Source organism: uncultured Nostoc sp. (assembly GCF_964245575.1).
Taxonomy (GTDB): domain Bacteria; phylum Cyanobacteriota; class Cyanobacteriia; order Cyanobacteriales; family Nostocaceae; genus Nostoc.
Genome location: NZ_CAXTNP010000216.1, coordinates 1 through 14,015, shown reverse-complemented (window position 1 = coordinate 14,015; position 14,015 = coordinate 1). Strand labels below are relative to the sequence as shown.

At 41.7% G+C, this 14,015-nt stretch carries 16 protein-coding genes; 9 read left to right on the top strand and 7 right to left on the bottom strand.

The features are described 5' to 3' along the window. Nucleotides 1–56: 56 nt before the first annotated feature. A complete protein-coding gene (locus ACFFAP_RS27390; protein WP_375514182.1) occupies nucleotides 57–596 on the top strand; it encodes a DUF721 domain-containing protein in 540 nt (179 codons plus the stop codon). A gap of 450 nt (nucleotides 597–1,046) precedes the next feature. After that, complete coding sequence (locus ACFFAP_RS27385; protein WP_375514180.1) at nucleotides 1,047–1,361, top strand: hypothetical protein; 315 nt, start codon at nucleotides 1,047–1,049, stop codon at nucleotides 1,359–1,361. 127 nt (nucleotides 1,362–1,488) lie between these two features. Here the strand turns inward: ACFFAP_RS27385 and menB are convergent, their stop codons facing one another. Further along, nucleotides 1,489–2,322, bottom strand: coding sequence for a 1,4-dihydroxy-2-naphthoyl-CoA synthase (gene menB, locus ACFFAP_RS27380; RefSeq protein WP_109011247.1), 834 nt, complete (start codon nucleotides 2,320–2,322; stop codon nucleotides 1,489–1,491). Between the two features lie 141 nt (nucleotides 2,323–2,463). Here menB and ACFFAP_RS27375 point away from each other — a divergent pair, with 141 nt between their 5' ends. Both ACFFAP_RS27375 and ACFFAP_RS27370 read left to right on the top strand, forming a co-directional pair. Continuing rightward, nucleotides 2,464–3,288, top strand: a complete 825-nt coding sequence (locus ACFFAP_RS27375) for a DUF2887 domain-containing protein (protein ID WP_375514179.1) — start codon at nucleotides 2,464–2,466, stop codon at nucleotides 3,286–3,288. A 116-nt stretch (nucleotides 3,289–3,404) separates the two neighbouring features. Then, the gene (locus ACFFAP_RS27370) at nucleotides 3,405–3,659 is read left to right on the top strand and encodes a DUF4351 domain-containing protein (RefSeq protein ID WP_375514178.1); all 255 of its coding nucleotides are present in this window, start codon (nucleotides 3,405–3,407) and stop codon (nucleotides 3,657–3,659) included. Here the strand turns inward: ACFFAP_RS27370 and ACFFAP_RS27365 are convergent. Then, nucleotides 3,624–3,968 carry an XRE family transcriptional regulator gene (locus ACFFAP_RS27365; RefSeq protein ID WP_375514177.1) on the bottom strand — a complete coding sequence of 115 codons (345 nt, stop codon included), beginning with the start codon at nucleotides 3,966–3,968 and terminating at the stop codon, nucleotides 3,624–3,626. The two genes, ACFFAP_RS27370 and ACFFAP_RS27365, sit on opposite strands and share 36 nt — an antisense overlap. A 4-nt stretch (nucleotides 3,969–3,972) precedes the next feature. Further along, entirely contained in the window at nucleotides 3,973–4,335 is a 363-nt protein-coding gene (locus ACFFAP_RS27360; protein WP_375514176.1) for a type II toxin-antitoxin system RelE/ParE family toxin, read from the bottom strand. 364 nt (nucleotides 4,336–4,699) lie between these two features. Between ACFFAP_RS27360 and ACFFAP_RS27355 the strand changes: the two genes are divergently transcribed. Then, nucleotides 4,700–4,927, top strand: a complete 228-nt coding sequence (locus ACFFAP_RS27355) for a tetratricopeptide repeat protein (RefSeq protein WP_375514175.1) — start codon at nucleotides 4,700–4,702, stop codon at nucleotides 4,925–4,927. A 33-nt stretch (nucleotides 4,928–4,960) separates the two neighbouring features. Here the strand turns inward: ACFFAP_RS27355 and menD are convergent, their stop codons facing one another. Continuing rightward, nucleotides 4,961–6,715 (bottom strand): 2-succinyl-5-enolpyruvyl-6-hydroxy-3-cyclohexene-1-carboxylic-acid synthase, encoded by a 1,755-nt coding sequence (gene menD / locus ACFFAP_RS27350; RefSeq protein ID WP_375514174.1) that lies wholly within the window; start codon nucleotides 6,713–6,715, stop codon nucleotides 4,961–4,963. A gap of 262 nt (nucleotides 6,716–6,977) precedes the next feature. Between menD and folB the strand changes: the two genes are divergently transcribed. Next, nucleotides 6,978–7,346 carry a dihydroneopterin aldolase gene (gene folB / locus ACFFAP_RS27345; protein WP_375514173.1) on the top strand — a complete coding sequence of 123 codons (369 nt, stop codon included), beginning with the start codon at nucleotides 6,978–6,980 and terminating at the stop codon, nucleotides 7,344–7,346. Between the two features lie 490 nt (nucleotides 7,347–7,836). Beyond that, nucleotides 7,837–8,397: a sugar O-acetyltransferase gene (locus ACFFAP_RS27340; RefSeq protein WP_375514172.1), complete on the top strand. Its 561-nt coding sequence runs from the start codon at nucleotides 7,837–7,839 to the stop codon at nucleotides 8,395–8,397. 3 nt (nucleotides 8,398–8,400) lie between these two features. Here the strand turns inward: ACFFAP_RS27340 and ACFFAP_RS27335 are convergent, their stop codons facing one another. Together ACFFAP_RS27335 and ACFFAP_RS27330 are read right to left on the bottom strand one after the other, a co-directional pair. After that, nucleotides 8,401–8,781, bottom strand: a complete 381-nt coding sequence (locus tag ACFFAP_RS27335) for a calcium-binding protein (RefSeq protein ID WP_375514171.1) — start codon at nucleotides 8,779–8,781, stop codon at nucleotides 8,401–8,403. 445 nt (nucleotides 8,782–9,226) lie between these two features. Next, nucleotides 9,227–10,210: a DUF1517 domain-containing protein gene (locus ACFFAP_RS27330; protein ID WP_375514170.1), complete on the bottom strand. Its 984-nt coding sequence runs from the start codon at nucleotides 10,208–10,210 to the stop codon at nucleotides 9,227–9,229. A 1,170-nt stretch (nucleotides 10,211–11,380) separates the two neighbouring features. Here ACFFAP_RS27330 and ACFFAP_RS27325 point away from each other — a divergent pair. Then, nucleotides 11,381–12,598, top strand: coding sequence for a glycosyltransferase family 4 protein (locus ACFFAP_RS27325; RefSeq protein WP_375514169.1), 1,218 nt, complete (start codon nucleotides 11,381–11,383; stop codon nucleotides 12,596–12,598). Nucleotides 12,599–12,860: 262 nt separating this feature from the next. After that, nucleotides 12,861–13,781, top strand: coding sequence for a class D beta-lactamase (gene blaOXA, locus ACFFAP_RS27320; protein ID WP_375514168.1), 921 nt, complete (start codon nucleotides 12,861–12,863; stop codon nucleotides 13,779–13,781). Here blaOXA and thiS read toward each other — a convergent pair. Beyond that, nucleotides 13,778–13,990, bottom strand: coding sequence for a sulfur carrier protein ThiS (thiS, locus tag ACFFAP_RS27315; RefSeq protein WP_375514181.1), 213 nt, complete (start codon nucleotides 13,988–13,990; stop codon nucleotides 13,778–13,780). The two genes, blaOXA and thiS, sit on opposite strands and share 4 nt — an antisense overlap. Between the last annotated feature and the right edge of the window lie 25 nt (nucleotides 13,991–14,015).

Genomic DNA, 14,015 nt, shown 5'->3' with positions numbered 1-14,015 from the left:
CCCTTATCCCCAGAGGGGGCCCCACCTTCCCCACTCCCCACTTTTAACTTTGAATGATGTCGTTGAAATCAATTAATGATATTTTGGGCGCTTTAGAAAAGCAGGCTAAATGGCAAGAGCAACCATTTCAACGTCTGCTCAAGTTTTGGCCAGAAGTTGTTGGCTCAGTGGTTGCTGCAAATACTCGACCATTGTCAATTCAGCGCCATGTTTTGTCGGTAGCAACTTCTAGTGCTGCTTGGGCGCAAAACCTGACTTTTGGCCGCTCATCTCTGCTTTTAAAGTTGAATAAAAACCTGCCAACACCTCTGGTTGATATTCGCTTCTCTACTGCTAACTGGCAGAATCCATCGGTGGAGAGAAAACAGCAAAAAACGGTTTCGCCCCATGAGCACCCCAGTTACCTTGGTGATGAGATTAGCCGCCCTGATGTTACACCCATCAAGGATGTAAATGCTGCTTTTGGGCATTGGACGAAGATCATGCGATCGCGAGCGCATGGCTTACCCCTTTGTCCCCAGTGTCAATCTCCCACCCCACCCGGCGAACTCCAGCGCTGGGAAGTCTGTTCTGTCTGTGCTGCTAAACAGTTTTAAATCGAAAGTAAAATAGTTTAGCGATTATTCGTTGAGCAGAATTTATCCTAAAGTAACTTGCTGCTGCACATAACATAAATATAGTTTTGATGCTTGAGAAAATATATTTTTTACCGCTAAAATATGCCTAGTGGTATTCCAAGCAGACCATTTATCTGAAATTCTATGCCTTTAGCTATCCTTAAGGAGGAAGTTAAAAGGCTAGAGAAATCAAAAGCTTTGCTTTTAGTCTTGATCCCTAATAAGTTTTTGCCAAAAGCCATAGGCAACCACTCTAAGAATTATTTAAATATATAACAAGAATCTAAAAATATCATGAAGTTTATTTTTTCCTTGGGATCGCTGAAACATAGATAAAATAAGGACTTTTTGGCTCTTAACCGTATTTATATATAGAGGCAAAATATAAGAATGAAATTCAGCCGGAAACGGCACTAAAGATTAATCCAAATGAAACCCATTAAATTTTTAGCATCTGCCTGTAAATATTGCCGTCATTACCAGCCAGAGGGTCGCCGTGGCGGAACGTGCCAGCAGTTGGGAGCACCAGTTCAAGCAACTTGGAAGGCTTGCTCCTTGGCGCTTCCACCTTTTGCACCTTCTTGGGAAACCTTGGAAGATGCTTGGAGTTTACCAGATGCAGCCCCAGTTTTAACATCTTCTCAATCTCTAGCTTCAGATTTAGACAATGCTGCTCTTGCCCCTGTAGAGGAAATAGCTGCCTCTGTATCTGAACAGGTAAAGACTAAAGCAGTCGTTATTTAGTCATCCATTATTACTCAATTGATTTTGTAGTTTGCTTAAAATAATATTTGTTTTTAAGATTTTTAGTGCTGTAAACGTTGATATCTACAAAAATCGCACCTCACAAAAGGGTGCGATTTTTGCAATTCTAAGGTAACCAAGGAAAAGAGCGAAAATCTGGTGGTCGCTTTTCGAGAAATGCTTGTTTGCCCTCAGACCCCTCTTCTGTCATGTAATAGAGTAGGGTGGCATTACCAGCAAGTTCTTGTAAACCAGCTTGTCCATCACAATCAGCGTTGAAGGCAGCTTTGAGACACCGAATTGCGATCGGACTTTTTTCTAAAATCTCTTGCGCCCATTGAATACCTTCCGCTTCTAGTTGTTCGACTGGGACGACACAATTAATTAAGCCCATTTCTAACGCTTGTTGTGCATCATATTGGCGGCAGAGAAACCAAATTTCTCTAGCTTTTTTTTGTCCCACAACGCGGGCGAGATAGCTGGCTCCAAAACCACCGTCGAAACTGCCGACTTTCGGCCCAGTCTGTCCAAAAATGGCGTTATCGGCGGCAATGGTAAGGTCGCAAATTAAGTGTAGGACATGTCCACCACCGATCGCATATCCAGCTACTAAAGCAATCACCACTTTCGGCATGGAACGAATCAGGCGTTGTAAGTCCAGCACATTTAAGCGAGGGATGCCAGTATCGTCTACATAACCCGCATGTCCCCGCACACTTTGATCGCCACCAGAACAGAAGGCATATTTCCCATCAGTATGTGGCCCATATCCAGTAAATAGAACAACACCAATAGTAGTATCTTCACGAGCATTACAGAAAGCGTCGTAGAGTTCAAAGACTGTTTCAGGACGGAAAGCATTGCGTTTATGGGGACGGTTGATGGTGATTTTCGCAATGCCATCAGTTTTTTGATACAGAATGTCTTCGTAGGTTTTGGCAGTTTGCCAGTTAATTTGCATTAGTATGGAGTGCGCTGTTGCTTCAAGATATTTTATCGCGGACGTAGGGACATGCGATACCTGCGGTGGGCTACGCCTACGCTAAAATTGTTGTCTCAAGCCTTTACAATCTGGTAATTGTCTGGGTGTTGAGGAATAAAAATGTGGCGCGACTCCATCTTCTACAAATTATTTAAGCAATTTCCCGGCTTGCTGTTTGAATTAGTAGATGAACCACCCCCAGAAGCGGAAAACTACCAATTTGAATCAGTTGAGGTGAAAGAAACGGCGTTTCGGATTGATGGAGTGTTTTTACCTCCGGCGAATGCAGTTTCCAAAACCGTCTTTTTTGCTGAAGTCCAGTTTCAGAAGGACGAAGACCTATATCACCGCTTCTTTAGTGAGTTGTTTTTGTTTCTCTACCGCAACTCGATTCGTTACGATGACTGGTTCGGAGTGTTAATCTTTGCTTCTCGTAGTCTTGAACCTTCTTCCTCTTCGATTCACCGCGCTTTGTTGGAAAGTGGTCAAGTTAGGCGGGTTTATCTGGATGAGTTGGGGGATTTGCGACAACAATCTTTGGGATTGGGTTTGATGTTGCTGACAAATGTGACTTCTGAAACGGAAGCAGTGGAAGGGGCGCGGTTTTTGCTGGAGCAAGCACGGCAACAGTCGGAGCAAGCGATAATTGATTTAATAACGACGATTATCGTCTACAAGTTTTCTAAGCTTAGTCGAGAGGAGATTCAAGCGATGTTGGGACTAAATCTGGAAGAACCACGGGCTATTCGGGAAGCGAAGGAAGAAGGAGAAAGAAAAATCATTTTACGACTATTAAATCGGCGCTTGGGTAATATTCCTGATGCGCTTCTGTCACAGATTCAAGGGTTATCGGTGGAACAGTTGGAAGCTTTAGGTGATGCTTTGTTGGATTTCTCTACTCTTGCTGACTTAGAAGGATGGCTACAAGGTGAAGTAAGAGGGTAAGTTTCACCCAGAGACGCACAGAAAAGAGCGATCGCACTTCGTAAAATAATTATGGCTACAAATAAAGGTTCCCGAAGTGAAGAAGCATTTGCAGACACGCGGGTATATCAGAAGCAGTGGAAGAAAAAGTGCAATCGCTCGTCCTCCCACTGTTAAAACGACTATTTGGTAAAATTGCTGAGGAACTTTTAGCCAAAATTCAGTCATTCTCGCTAGAACAGTTGGAAGCGTTAGCTTTGGCGTTGTTGGGATTGAGATTGCGATCACTTACTTGGAAGGGTGGTTACAAGGTCAACCAAAAGGGTAAATCTCACGCACAAAAGGAGAGCAATCGCTCATTCTACTTCTATATCAGAAGCTTGATCATCTAATTCTCCTAGTGCAGAAATAATCACAGGAGGTCTATCAGGAAATTCTGCTACAAGTTTTAGCTCTCCTCCCATAGCCTTTACATAACTACGCAATGTAGAAATAAGGAGATCAGCACGTTTTTCCATCCTAGAGACACTATCTTGACGAATCCCTAATAGTTCTGCCATAGATTCCTGAGTTAACTTTCTGGCTTTTCTAATGTCTTGAAGTGTCATATTTTCAGCAATAAGCTCTTGAGCGCGAGCTTCAATTTTTGCTCGACGTGATGGTGGGAGTTTTTCCATTACATCACTCAGTTTTGTTGCCATAACTTTATTCTCCTTTTTCTTTCAGTTCATCAAGATGAGAGTCATATCGAGCATCTGCTTTTGCAATCAGTTGCTTGTAAAATCTTTTTTCACTTATCCCTGCTTTGTTTCCAGCTATAAGTAATATTGCTTTCTTCTCTGGATCGAAAGCAAAAGCTACTCGCCATACACCATCGTCTGCATAAAAGCGAAGTTCTTTCATATTTTTATGTCGAGAGCCTTTAAGTGTATCAGCATGAGGTCTTCGCAGTAGTGGGCCTTCTGATTCAAGCAATTTGGCGTGTGCAAGGATTTCGTCCTGTACTTCTGTTGTTAATTCATAGAATTCAGGTAAAAATTTATCATGAAATGAAATTTCCCATGTCATGACTTTATTATGGATTAGAATCCATATAGATTCAAGTCTTTTTACAAACAATATTTGTTCAGCTAGTTTATTTTATATAAATTAATAAACCAGAGAAAATGAGCCAACTAAGAATAGACAAGCAACAACGGTAAAATTGATGAACTCATCAAAAGATAGCCAAAAATCTTATCCTAATATCGACGATAATACTTACTCTAGAATATTGCAACTGTCTAAGCTAGGAGATGCTTATACAGAGCAAAAATAATTTGTAAAAGCGATTGAAAGCTATCATCAAGCTTTTGATTTGATACCCGAACCATTTGAAGTCTATATAGCATCAACTTGGTTATTGACTGCTATTGGCTAATCATATTTCTTCATGGGTGACTATGAAAACGCACGTCATGCACTTCAAAAAGCTATGTATTGTCCAGATGCAATTGGAAATCCCTATATTCATCTAAAACTAGGACAAGCTCAATTGGAACTAGGAAATTTTGAGCGTGCTCAAGATGAGCTAGCTAGGGCTTATATTATAGAAGGCAAGGCTATTTTTGAAAATGAAGATTCAAAATACTATGAATATTTGAAAACATTTCTTCGATAATTTGAGTAGTGCGAGTGCGTCTAAAGCATTTCACTAAATATCCACTCCAAACTTACATAAATTTTCCTGTCGCCACTTGGCATCATTTTTGCGATTTGTCTGCAACTCTAAAACCCGAATTCCTGTAGCTGGGAGCGGGTCTAATCTCTGCTGCAACTGCTCCCATGAAGTAATCAATTCATGTTGCACATTATAAGTAGCACACAACTGAGCAAAATCAATATCCTGGGGAGTTCCAAAAAACTCTTCAAATGGTGGGTCAAATTTGGCAATAGGTAACATTTCAAAAATTCCACCGCCATTGTTATTGATTAACACAATCGTCAAATGTCCCACAAACTTATTGCGGATTAAAAAACCATTGGTGTCATGCAACAGCGCTAAATCTCCCGTTAACATCACACTACTTTGCTGGCGATGGGCAATTCCTAAAGCAGTGGATAATGTGCCATCAATGCCATTTGCACCCCGGTTAAAGTGCGATCGCACTCCTAAATTATTCGGTTTCCAGAAATATTCCACATCCCGCACAGGCATACTATTGGCAATAAACAGTGGCGTTCCTGGCGGTAAAATCTGAGAAATTAACCAGGCTGCTTTACTCTCAATTATTTCATCTATTTTCCCCATCGTCTGGTCAACAACTAACCTGACTTTAGCTTCCGCATCACACCATTTATACACATAGTCTGAGGAGAAAGATAAATTTCTCTCCTCTACCTTTATGTCTTCTACAGATATCCGTAAATGCGTCGTCCTCCCGTGCAAAGGGTCGAGGTTTTGGTCACTCTTGTCAATTACCCAGCGTCGCGGTTGGGTTGCATCTATCCAGGTACGCAGTTCTTTACTTGTAGGCATTTCTCCTACCTGAATCACTATTTCGGGTGCTAGCTGCTTTGCTAGTTGCTGATTTCGCAAAATCAGGTCGTATGTGGAAATCAAATAAGGGTTGAGTTCGGCATAATTTCTGACTGGGGAGAGTCCCTCTGCTAGCACAGGCCATTTGAGAGTTTGGGAAAGTTGCGCGATCGCTCTACAATATTCCTGTGGTTGCGACGGTTGGGCAACACCTGCGATAATAATGCCGCGATCGCATTCTTTCCATTGTTGGGGAATGGGGAGTAGGGAGTGGGGAATAGGAAATGGGGTGGTGTTTGCTATTCCTGCGAAAAAGTCTTCTGGGTGGAACTGGGACTGTAAATAACTCAAGTCGGTTCCATCAGGAACAGGTGCTAAGGGATCGCGAAAGGGAATATTCAAATGTACTGGCCCCTTTGTAGGAGTTTGCGCTCTTTCCCAGCTATGAATTACCGTTTGTCGCAGATAAGCTAGCATTCCCAGATCAGCAGAGGGTAAGGCTAACTCTGTTTGCCAATTTGGGTAGTTTCCATATAATCTCAATTGATCTACAGTTTGCCCAGAGTGACAATTTCGCAATTCTGGCGGTCTATCGGTAGTCAATATCAAAAGTGGTACGCGATTATATGAGGCTTCAATGACTGCGGAATAAAAATTTGCTCCTGCTGTACCAGAGGTGCAAACTAATACTACAGGGCGACCGGTTGCTTTAGCTTGTCCCAAGGCAAAAAAGGCGGCGGAACGTTCATCAAGAATGGAAATCGCTTCAATCTCAGGTGCTTGTTGAGCAAAGGCGATCGCTAAGGGTGTAGAGCGCGATCCCGGACAAATGATAGCACAAGTCAATCCCAACCGCTTTAGCGTCTCTGTTAAAATATAAGCCCAAAGTTGATTGACATTCCTATAAGCGATCGGCATTAAATCAAACATAGCTATAAAACAATCTTAAATTTTAGATTTTGTTTAGGGATCAATTTAAAATCCATCTGGGAAAGTTGGGTGAAGAGAAGTTCAGGGGAGGGAAGCCGATCCTTGGAACTTCAAAAGCAGCTTGACCTAAAGGTGGGTTGCAAGCCAATCCTCACAAATGCAGTGATGGAACCCAACACGCCACGCGAGTTTGTGGGAAAGAAAATCTCCAAGCAAACTTGCTCCAGTTTCTACAAAATGCACAATTTGCTCTCAAACATTTATGGACTGCATTCATTTAACGGGAATTCGCTGCTATGGCTACACTGGGTACCTGCCAGAAGAACAGGTGCTAGGACAATGGTTTGAGGCGGATGTGAGGTTATGGTTGGATATCTCCACAGCTGCCAAGACTGACGCGATCGAACACACTTTAGATTATCGCAGCGTCATTAGCTTGATACAGCATCTGGTCAAAACGTCTAAGTTTGCTTTGCTGGAGAAGTTGGTAACAACGATCGTAGATTCTATTCTCCAAGAGTGCGATCTTGTAACAAAAGTCCAAGTCATTCTGAGCAAACCTGCTGCACCTATTCCAGACTTTGGTGGCAAAATTAGCATTGAACTGACTAAAAGTAAGTCCAATCTCTAAAGCACAAAAGGTGTTCTTTTCTCAATATCTATAAGCTAGCAAAAAGAGGGGGAATACAATGGAGTGTGGAAGTATCTGACAAAGATAATTTTTCTGCCATTGCCCCCAGCACTCACTCGTTCTGAAAAAGCTAAAAAATTACGCGAGCTGCTGATGATATGATGTCCGCCAAATCACCCATAATAAACAGTTTGTAGTGGGGACTTCAGTCCCCCAAGCCAGGACTAAAGTTTTTACTAGGAACATTTATTATTCAGCTTGATTGACCTGACATGATATGAGCATTTAACTTGGATATTTTCAGATCGCAGGATTTGTGATTAAGTATTAAGCCTTTTAGTTACATAGTCAAACCATTTATTGAAAGTGATTTACATTTTGCAATTGAAATGGCTCTGTACAAACATTAGAGCAAAAAGCATATTATACGAAGAAAAACAGAGGCTACTAAGGTGTATCCTAGACAATCGAGAAGCTACATAAGTCTGTCATGGAAAAAACCGAAAAACAGAAAATGCTCGCAGGCGAATTATATTTGGCAGATGATCCAGAATTGGCTGCCGAAAATAAGCGAGCTAGTCGTCTATTGCGAAGTTACAATTCTACAACCGAAGAACAGCAAGAGCAACGGCAGCAAATTTTGCAAGAATTATTTGGAAAAATCGGTGACAAAATATCAATTTTGCCACCCTTTCACTGTGACTATGGCAGTAATATTTTCGCTGGCGACAGATTTTATATGAACTATGGCTGTGTAATTTTAGACTGCAATACAGTTCATATTGGTGAAAATGTCTTGTGCGCTCCTTACGTGCAAATTTATACTGCTTATCACCCAACAGAGCCAGAAATTCGTCTTTCTGGGAGAGAATTAACTGCCCCAATTAACATTGGTAATAATGTCTGGATTGGTGGCAGTGCAATTATTTGTCCAGGTGTCACTATTGGTGATAACACAACCATTGGTGCTGGCAGTGTAGTTGTCAAAGATATACCGGAGAATGTTGTCGCTGCTGGTAATCCCTGCCACGTGATTCGATATTTATCCTAGAATTTAAAATTTATATCCTCTGGCAATCCAATAGAGCCAGTCTGCGATCGCTTCTTGAGTTTCGCTGTCAACATCAATTGCTGCTATTTCAGATAACTTTGCAGAATATACATCATCATCCTTACCATTAATGTAAGCCACTTCTACAAGCATATCTTTTAAGCACTCATCATCTGGGGCCATTCCTAGCACTTCCACTGGTTTCTCCTCGGTAGAACCTGATTTGCGTCCCTTCTTAGTCCATTTAGCCATAAAGGGAAAATTCAGAGCCTCTTCGAGGTAATAGTACCAACCCATGGCTCGGTCTTCTTTATCTTCAGCATCTACAATGATCTCTGTTTTAATGCGATGCTCTCGGTTTTCGTCGGCTTCAACACTAGGCATAAGATAACACTTTACGTATAATGCATTTTAATAATATTACCAAAGTCTTGGCTAAGAATAATTTTTTTAAAATATATAAGTATATAAAACTTACGCATAAGAGATACCCCAACAGCCTTAAATAGGCGGCTTTTAGGGTTCTTTCCTTTTTAGGGGGGATCTAGGTTTCAGTTTTCAGTGCGTAAGTGCTGCTATATCTAAGTTATACAAAAAACCGCTTGTCATTGACAAACGGTTTTCTAATTATTGCCCTCAAAGGTTAACTTATATCAGGTTCGCTTGATTGCTTATTAAACCCGAAGAACCCTAAAGAGCCAAAGCTAATGCTTTGTCTCCCCTCCCGAAGAGCGGGGTGGGGTTGTTTGATTATGGGTAATTTGGCGGACATGAGATTATTTGTTGCGCCAAGATGCCAAGTTCTTTCTTAGCAGTAAAGCGTCAAATATTAAACAAGTCTCAAATCAGGATAATTTGCCAGTACATCATCAGATGTCAGGGTATCATTTTCAGCTTGTGGAGTCCAAAGAACTTCAATTGCCAGAAGTTTCTCACTGGGTATACTACCAATTTGGCGCAAAGCTTGACGCAAATCATCAGCACTATTAATCGCTGTGGGGATTTCAAACTTACCTAGTGTCGCCGCCAGCAAGGTGACGATAATGTATTCTCCAGGGCCTTCGGTAAATAGGCGGGTGGGGTTGTCGAGTTCACCAGCCGGAGGTAAAGCATCTTTGGCAAGGGCTGCTTTTAGCTGGTTGTTGACGTTAGAAATAGTTTCTTCGCTAAACTTGCTGCGTTCTGCCAGAGACAGGCGATTGAACTGACTTTCAGCTGAATTTAAACTGGCTTGTTGAGTGCCACCACCTGCATATACAAAGTATTCGGGATGGCGGAGTAAAGCTAGGCTAGCTTCTTGTAGAACTTCTGCTCTCCCCTCTGGGGTGTTAGTATCAGCAGTTTCAGCAATGTGGTTGAGTTCATTTTGCAATTCACGGGCTTGAGCTAACAAACCTACTTGCAAACGAGTTACAGAAACCGGAGAGTTACTGCTGTAATCCGCTTCTGTAGTTTCAGCGCCAGAGACGCGGCGGAAAGTTTGCAATATGAAATTAGCGATCGCAAAGAAAATTAAGATGCTAAATAGACCACCAAATCCTCCCCCAATACCCCAGAAAGGAAGTAGGAAGGGAAAGCCAAAACCACCACCAAAACCACCACCAGGGTAGTATCCGCCCCCGCCAGGAGGTGAGTATGTGCGCGGTGTATAGGTGCGGCTGGAAGGTACTCTAAAGGAACCACCACCGATTCGACCCCCACTGCGGGCCGCTAATGCTCCATCGGCGTGGCTAAGAACTAAAGTTAACACCAGTCCTAGCGCTAAGAAGCTTTTTAACAGTGGTTTGATGGTTTGTTGTAGTTTTTTACGCATAATACTATCGCTTGGAAAACTGAATTATTTATGATTTCTCCCCATGCTGGTAGGAGTGTTTCAATCTGTCGCTAACGCCAGCCCGTAAAAGCTTGCTTTGTAGCATTCACGTAGCATACATTAGTATTGGCTACATATTCAATTTACCGCGTCTTCACTTGGGTAGGCAGCGATCGCAGGGGGGATTTCTCGACTGGGGAACCGTACCCTAAGATATGTTCACAATTACAGAAAGTTGCGATGTCTACGATGGTCACTGACTTGTACTGAGCTTGTCAGCCAGCGTAGCCGTAAAGCCTGCGGCATAGCTACGCTTAGGGCGAAGCCTCTTCTTCGAGTTGGGCGCAGTCGAAGTAACAATGCCTTCTTTTTCAAAGAAGCAAGCTAGCAAGAGCGTCTTGTAGAGAAGTGCGGGCTACGCCTACGGGCAATTGTTGCTAGGTTTTGGACTAGCACTTTCAGGCTCCAGTCTGGAATTCTACAGATGCTTTTAATTTTTAATGATTATTTTGACTAATTTTTTAATACTTCACCCTACTTATTTGATCGCAAGGTGGGAGGATATTTTTAAGCTTTAAGTATTATTTAATACAAATAGTAAATTTGGATTTACGCTTGTAAAAAAATTACAATGTAACCGTGATGCTTATCGGTAACCGGATACAGACACCAGATGGCTCTAAAATACTTCTCCAAGTTTTTGCTCTTTTGGCACAACAGCTTAGAGGATTCAGGATATTCTATTGAACGTAGCTAAACTTCGTAATTTTCGCAACAGTTGTTTACTGAGCAATTTGGCTATAAGTGTTAGCTTTTATTTACAGGACTTACGCAAACAATAGCCGAAACCGTGATTTTCTTCTTAGGGCAATTCATGTAGACGCAAAGCGGCTTAAGGCAGGGTATTGCCCCTACCGCGTGTAGTTTAGTTTTGCGTAAGTCCTAATTTATTGTTCATCATGCACAGAAATTCTTAAGTAGTGATAAATTTGTAGCAAAAATAAAATCAACACAATAAAAAACAATCTTCCTGCCTAATTTTGTAAAATCGGCTGCAAATTGGTCTACCACATTCGTTTTAAAAGAAATAAAATAAGAATTAAGGCTTTGAAAATAATCCTAATTGTAAATAAATTAAAAATTATTTGAAGTAAAGTTATCAGCTTTATTATGGAACATATTTCTCAACTAACAGCCGAAATCAGAGACAAAGCTGCATACCCAGATATCTTAGTCATATCCCGGATTTTCCTGCCGAAAGAAGCTGTAATTGGGGAATATATCTATAATCGCTGTCTCCAAGATCCAGAACGAGTAATTGTACTGGCGGCTAGTTGCTCAGGAGACAAAGTATTTGATCAAGGTCAACAGTTTCCCGTGTATCGCTGGTTTTATCCTAGATACTGGCATAGTGGCTTTGTGGGAAGTGTCCTGAAGCCTTTGGTGAATATCGTCTGTTCATTTGTCCTAGCAATCAGACTTTATTTTCGCTATCACTACCGTTATATAGAGTGGGGCCACGGCTATGATTTCCCTTCGCTGTTGCTATTGAGTTATTTTCTACCGATTCGCTTTTTTATCTATCTGCACGGTAATGATCTTCATTGTACTTTACACAATCCCGTGCTGCGATCGCTATTTAAATTAACACTCAAACGCGCCGAAGGCATTGTTTGTAACAGTTCTTATACAAGAGATTACCTCAGAACTGCTTTCCGATTAGATACTCCTACACATGTTATTAACCCAGTAATTAGACCAGAAAAATTTGGTAATAATGTAGCGAGTCCCAGTAGCCTTGACGATTTACGTGTTCGCGTGCGTCAGGCGTACAACATTCCCGAATCAGCAATAGTTATTCTCTCCATTGGCAGGCTAGTAAAACATAAAGGTTTCGACCGAGTAATTGATAATATCCCAATACTGCTAACTTTTGGGGTTGATGTCCACTATATACTCTGCGGTCAAGGCCCAAGTGAGTCGGAACTGAAATCTCTAACGCATCGTTTGCGAGTAGATAAGCGTGTACACTTTGCTGGATATGTGCCTGAGGGAGAATTAGCAGGTTATTATGCAGCTTGCGACATATTTGCCATGCTGACTTTATCGGATACTAAACCTAATAGCATGGAGGGTTTTGGTATGGTTTATTTAGAAGCAAGTTACTTCGGTAAGCCTGTAATTGCCCCTCGCTTAGGCGGTGTTTTAGATACAGTTCAGCATGAAGAGAATGGGATACTGGTTAATCCCAATTCTGGTTATGAAGTGTTTCAAGCTTTCAATCGGTTGTGCAAAGATCAGCAACTACGTGAGCAGCTTGGCCGCAAAGGTAAAGAAGTAGCCAAGCGTAGAACCCTTCATCGGTCGCTTTACAAATCAGAGGGGTGAAACGCAGTTTTGTAAAATAAATGCACATCCAGTAGGGGCGCACAGATGTGCGCCCCTACCGTGTAAATAGGACGGCGTAGATAATTAAAGGTTTGTAGTGAGGGCTAAAACCCTCACTAAAAACTAATTTCAATCTTTTTTACATTAGTTAATATAGATTGAATTATTCTCATCATCTTACTTATCTCATTCTTCTAACAAATAGCTGTAAATAAGCAAGATTGCAGTGTAAAATCCCGCTTGTGATCCGATTAAATGTGCAATGAAAAATATCTGGTTTCGCATAGAGCGATTCCTTCGGCGTTACACAAATCGCCGAATGCAATCTCTTGTCTTCACAGTCATTGGATGTATTACTGTATTAAATGTAATTACCTTTGGAGCAATGTATGTTCTGGCTCAACCTGCTTCAATCCTATCTGAACGTCCAGCAATACTCGCTGTTAAAACACCAAATTTGGGGCGGCACTTTCAAGAATTCGGGCGTGAAGGCTCAATCTTGATTTACGACTCAAAAAATAACCGCTTCTATGAACACAATCCTCAACGTAATGCAACTGCAATCGCTCCGGCTTCAACATTCAAAATTTTCAACGCGCTGGTAGCTTTAGAAATAAGTGTAGTTCCTGATGATGTGGCGGTTCTAACTTGGGATGGAATTCACCGAGAAATTGATGCCTGGAATCATGATACGAATTTGCGTCAAGCCTTTAAAGATTCAACTGTTTGGTTCTATCAAGTATTAGCACGTAGAACTGGATATGAACGGATGCAGCAATTTATTAACAAAGTAGGTTACGGGAACCGTCAAATTGGCACCGCCGCAGACATTGATCGTTTTTGGCTACAACAGCAGCTATTACAAATTATACCCAAAGAGCAAATTAAGTTTTTGCAACGGTTGTATCAAGGCGATTTGCCTTTCTCTCAACGGACAATAAATCTTGTCAAAGATATTATGGTACGCGAACAAACTCCAGACTACACACTGCGGGGAAAGACGGGATGGTTAACGAGTACCAAACCAAACGTTGGTTGGTTCGTGGGTTATTTAGAGGAAAATAAAAATGTTTATTTTTTTGCAACAACCCTTGATATGGATAAAGCAGAGGATGCACCCGCCCGCATCGAGATTACACGACGCAGCCTGAAAGATTTGGGCTTGCTGGCTCAAATCAACTAACCACCACCAACAATAGTTACCACTTCTAAGCGATCGCCTGGTTGCACTTTTGTTTGCTCCCAAAACTGGCGGTGTAAAATTTCGCCGTTATACTCTACAGCCACCAAGCGGGGGTTAAAACCCAACTCTTGGAGTAAGTCAGGTAAAGAAGTTTGAAACGAACAGCTATGGGTTTCCCCATTTACCTGAATCGTAATCTCATTAGACATAAATGTGGGGAGTGGGGAGTGGGGA

Bases quoted from the DNA above. Each gene is read 5' to 3' on its own strand.
- ACFFAP_RS27330 (WP_375514170.1), bottom strand. From the start codon at position 10,210: ATGCGTAAAAAACTACAACAAACCATCAAACCACTGTTAAAAAGCTTC.
- ACFFAP_RS27335 (WP_375514171.1), bottom strand. From the start codon at position 8,781: ATGCCTAGTGTTGAAGCCGACGAAAACCGAGAGCATCGCATTAAAACA.
- menD (WP_375514174.1), bottom strand. From the start codon at position 6,715: ATGTTTGATTTAATGCCGATCGCTTATAGGAATGTCAATCAACTTTGG.
- ACFFAP_RS27390 (WP_375514182.1), top strand. From the start codon at position 57: ATGTCGTTGAAATCAATTAATGATATTTTGGGCGCTTTAGAAAAGCAG.
- folB (WP_375514173.1), top strand. From the start codon at position 6,978: ATGGACTGCATTCATTTAACGGGAATTCGCTGCTATGGCTACACTGGG.
- ACFFAP_RS27365 (WP_375514177.1), bottom strand. From the start codon at position 3,968: ATGGCAACAAAACTGAGTGATGTAATGGAAAAACTCCCACCATCACGT.
- thiS (WP_375514181.1), bottom strand. From the start codon at position 13,990: ATGTCTAATGAGATTACGATTCAGGTAAATGGGGAAACCCATAGCTGT.
- ACFFAP_RS27325 (WP_375514169.1), top strand. From the start codon at position 11,381: ATGGAACATATTTCTCAACTAACAGCCGAAATCAGAGACAAAGCTGCA.
- ACFFAP_RS27375 (WP_375514179.1), top strand. From the start codon at position 2,464: ATGTGGCGCGACTCCATCTTCTACAAATTATTTAAGCAATTTCCCGGC.
- ACFFAP_RS27360 (WP_375514176.1), bottom strand. From the start codon at position 4,335: ATGACATGGGAAATTTCATTTCATGATAAATTTTTACCTGAATTCTAT.
- ACFFAP_RS27340 (WP_375514172.1), top strand. From the start codon at position 7,837: ATGGAAAAAACCGAAAAACAGAAAATGCTCGCAGGCGAATTATATTTG.
- ACFFAP_RS27355 (WP_375514175.1), top strand. From the start codon at position 4,700: ATGGGTGACTATGAAAACGCACGTCATGCACTTCAAAAAGCTATGTAT.
- blaOXA (WP_375514168.1), top strand. From the start codon at position 12,861: ATGAAAAATATCTGGTTTCGCATAGAGCGATTCCTTCGGCGTTACACA.
- ACFFAP_RS27385 (WP_375514180.1), top strand. From the start codon at position 1,047: ATGAAACCCATTAAATTTTTAGCATCTGCCTGTAAATATTGCCGTCAT.
- menB (WP_109011247.1), bottom strand. From the start codon at position 2,322: ATGCAAATTAACTGGCAAACTGCCAAAACCTACGAAGACATTCTGTAT.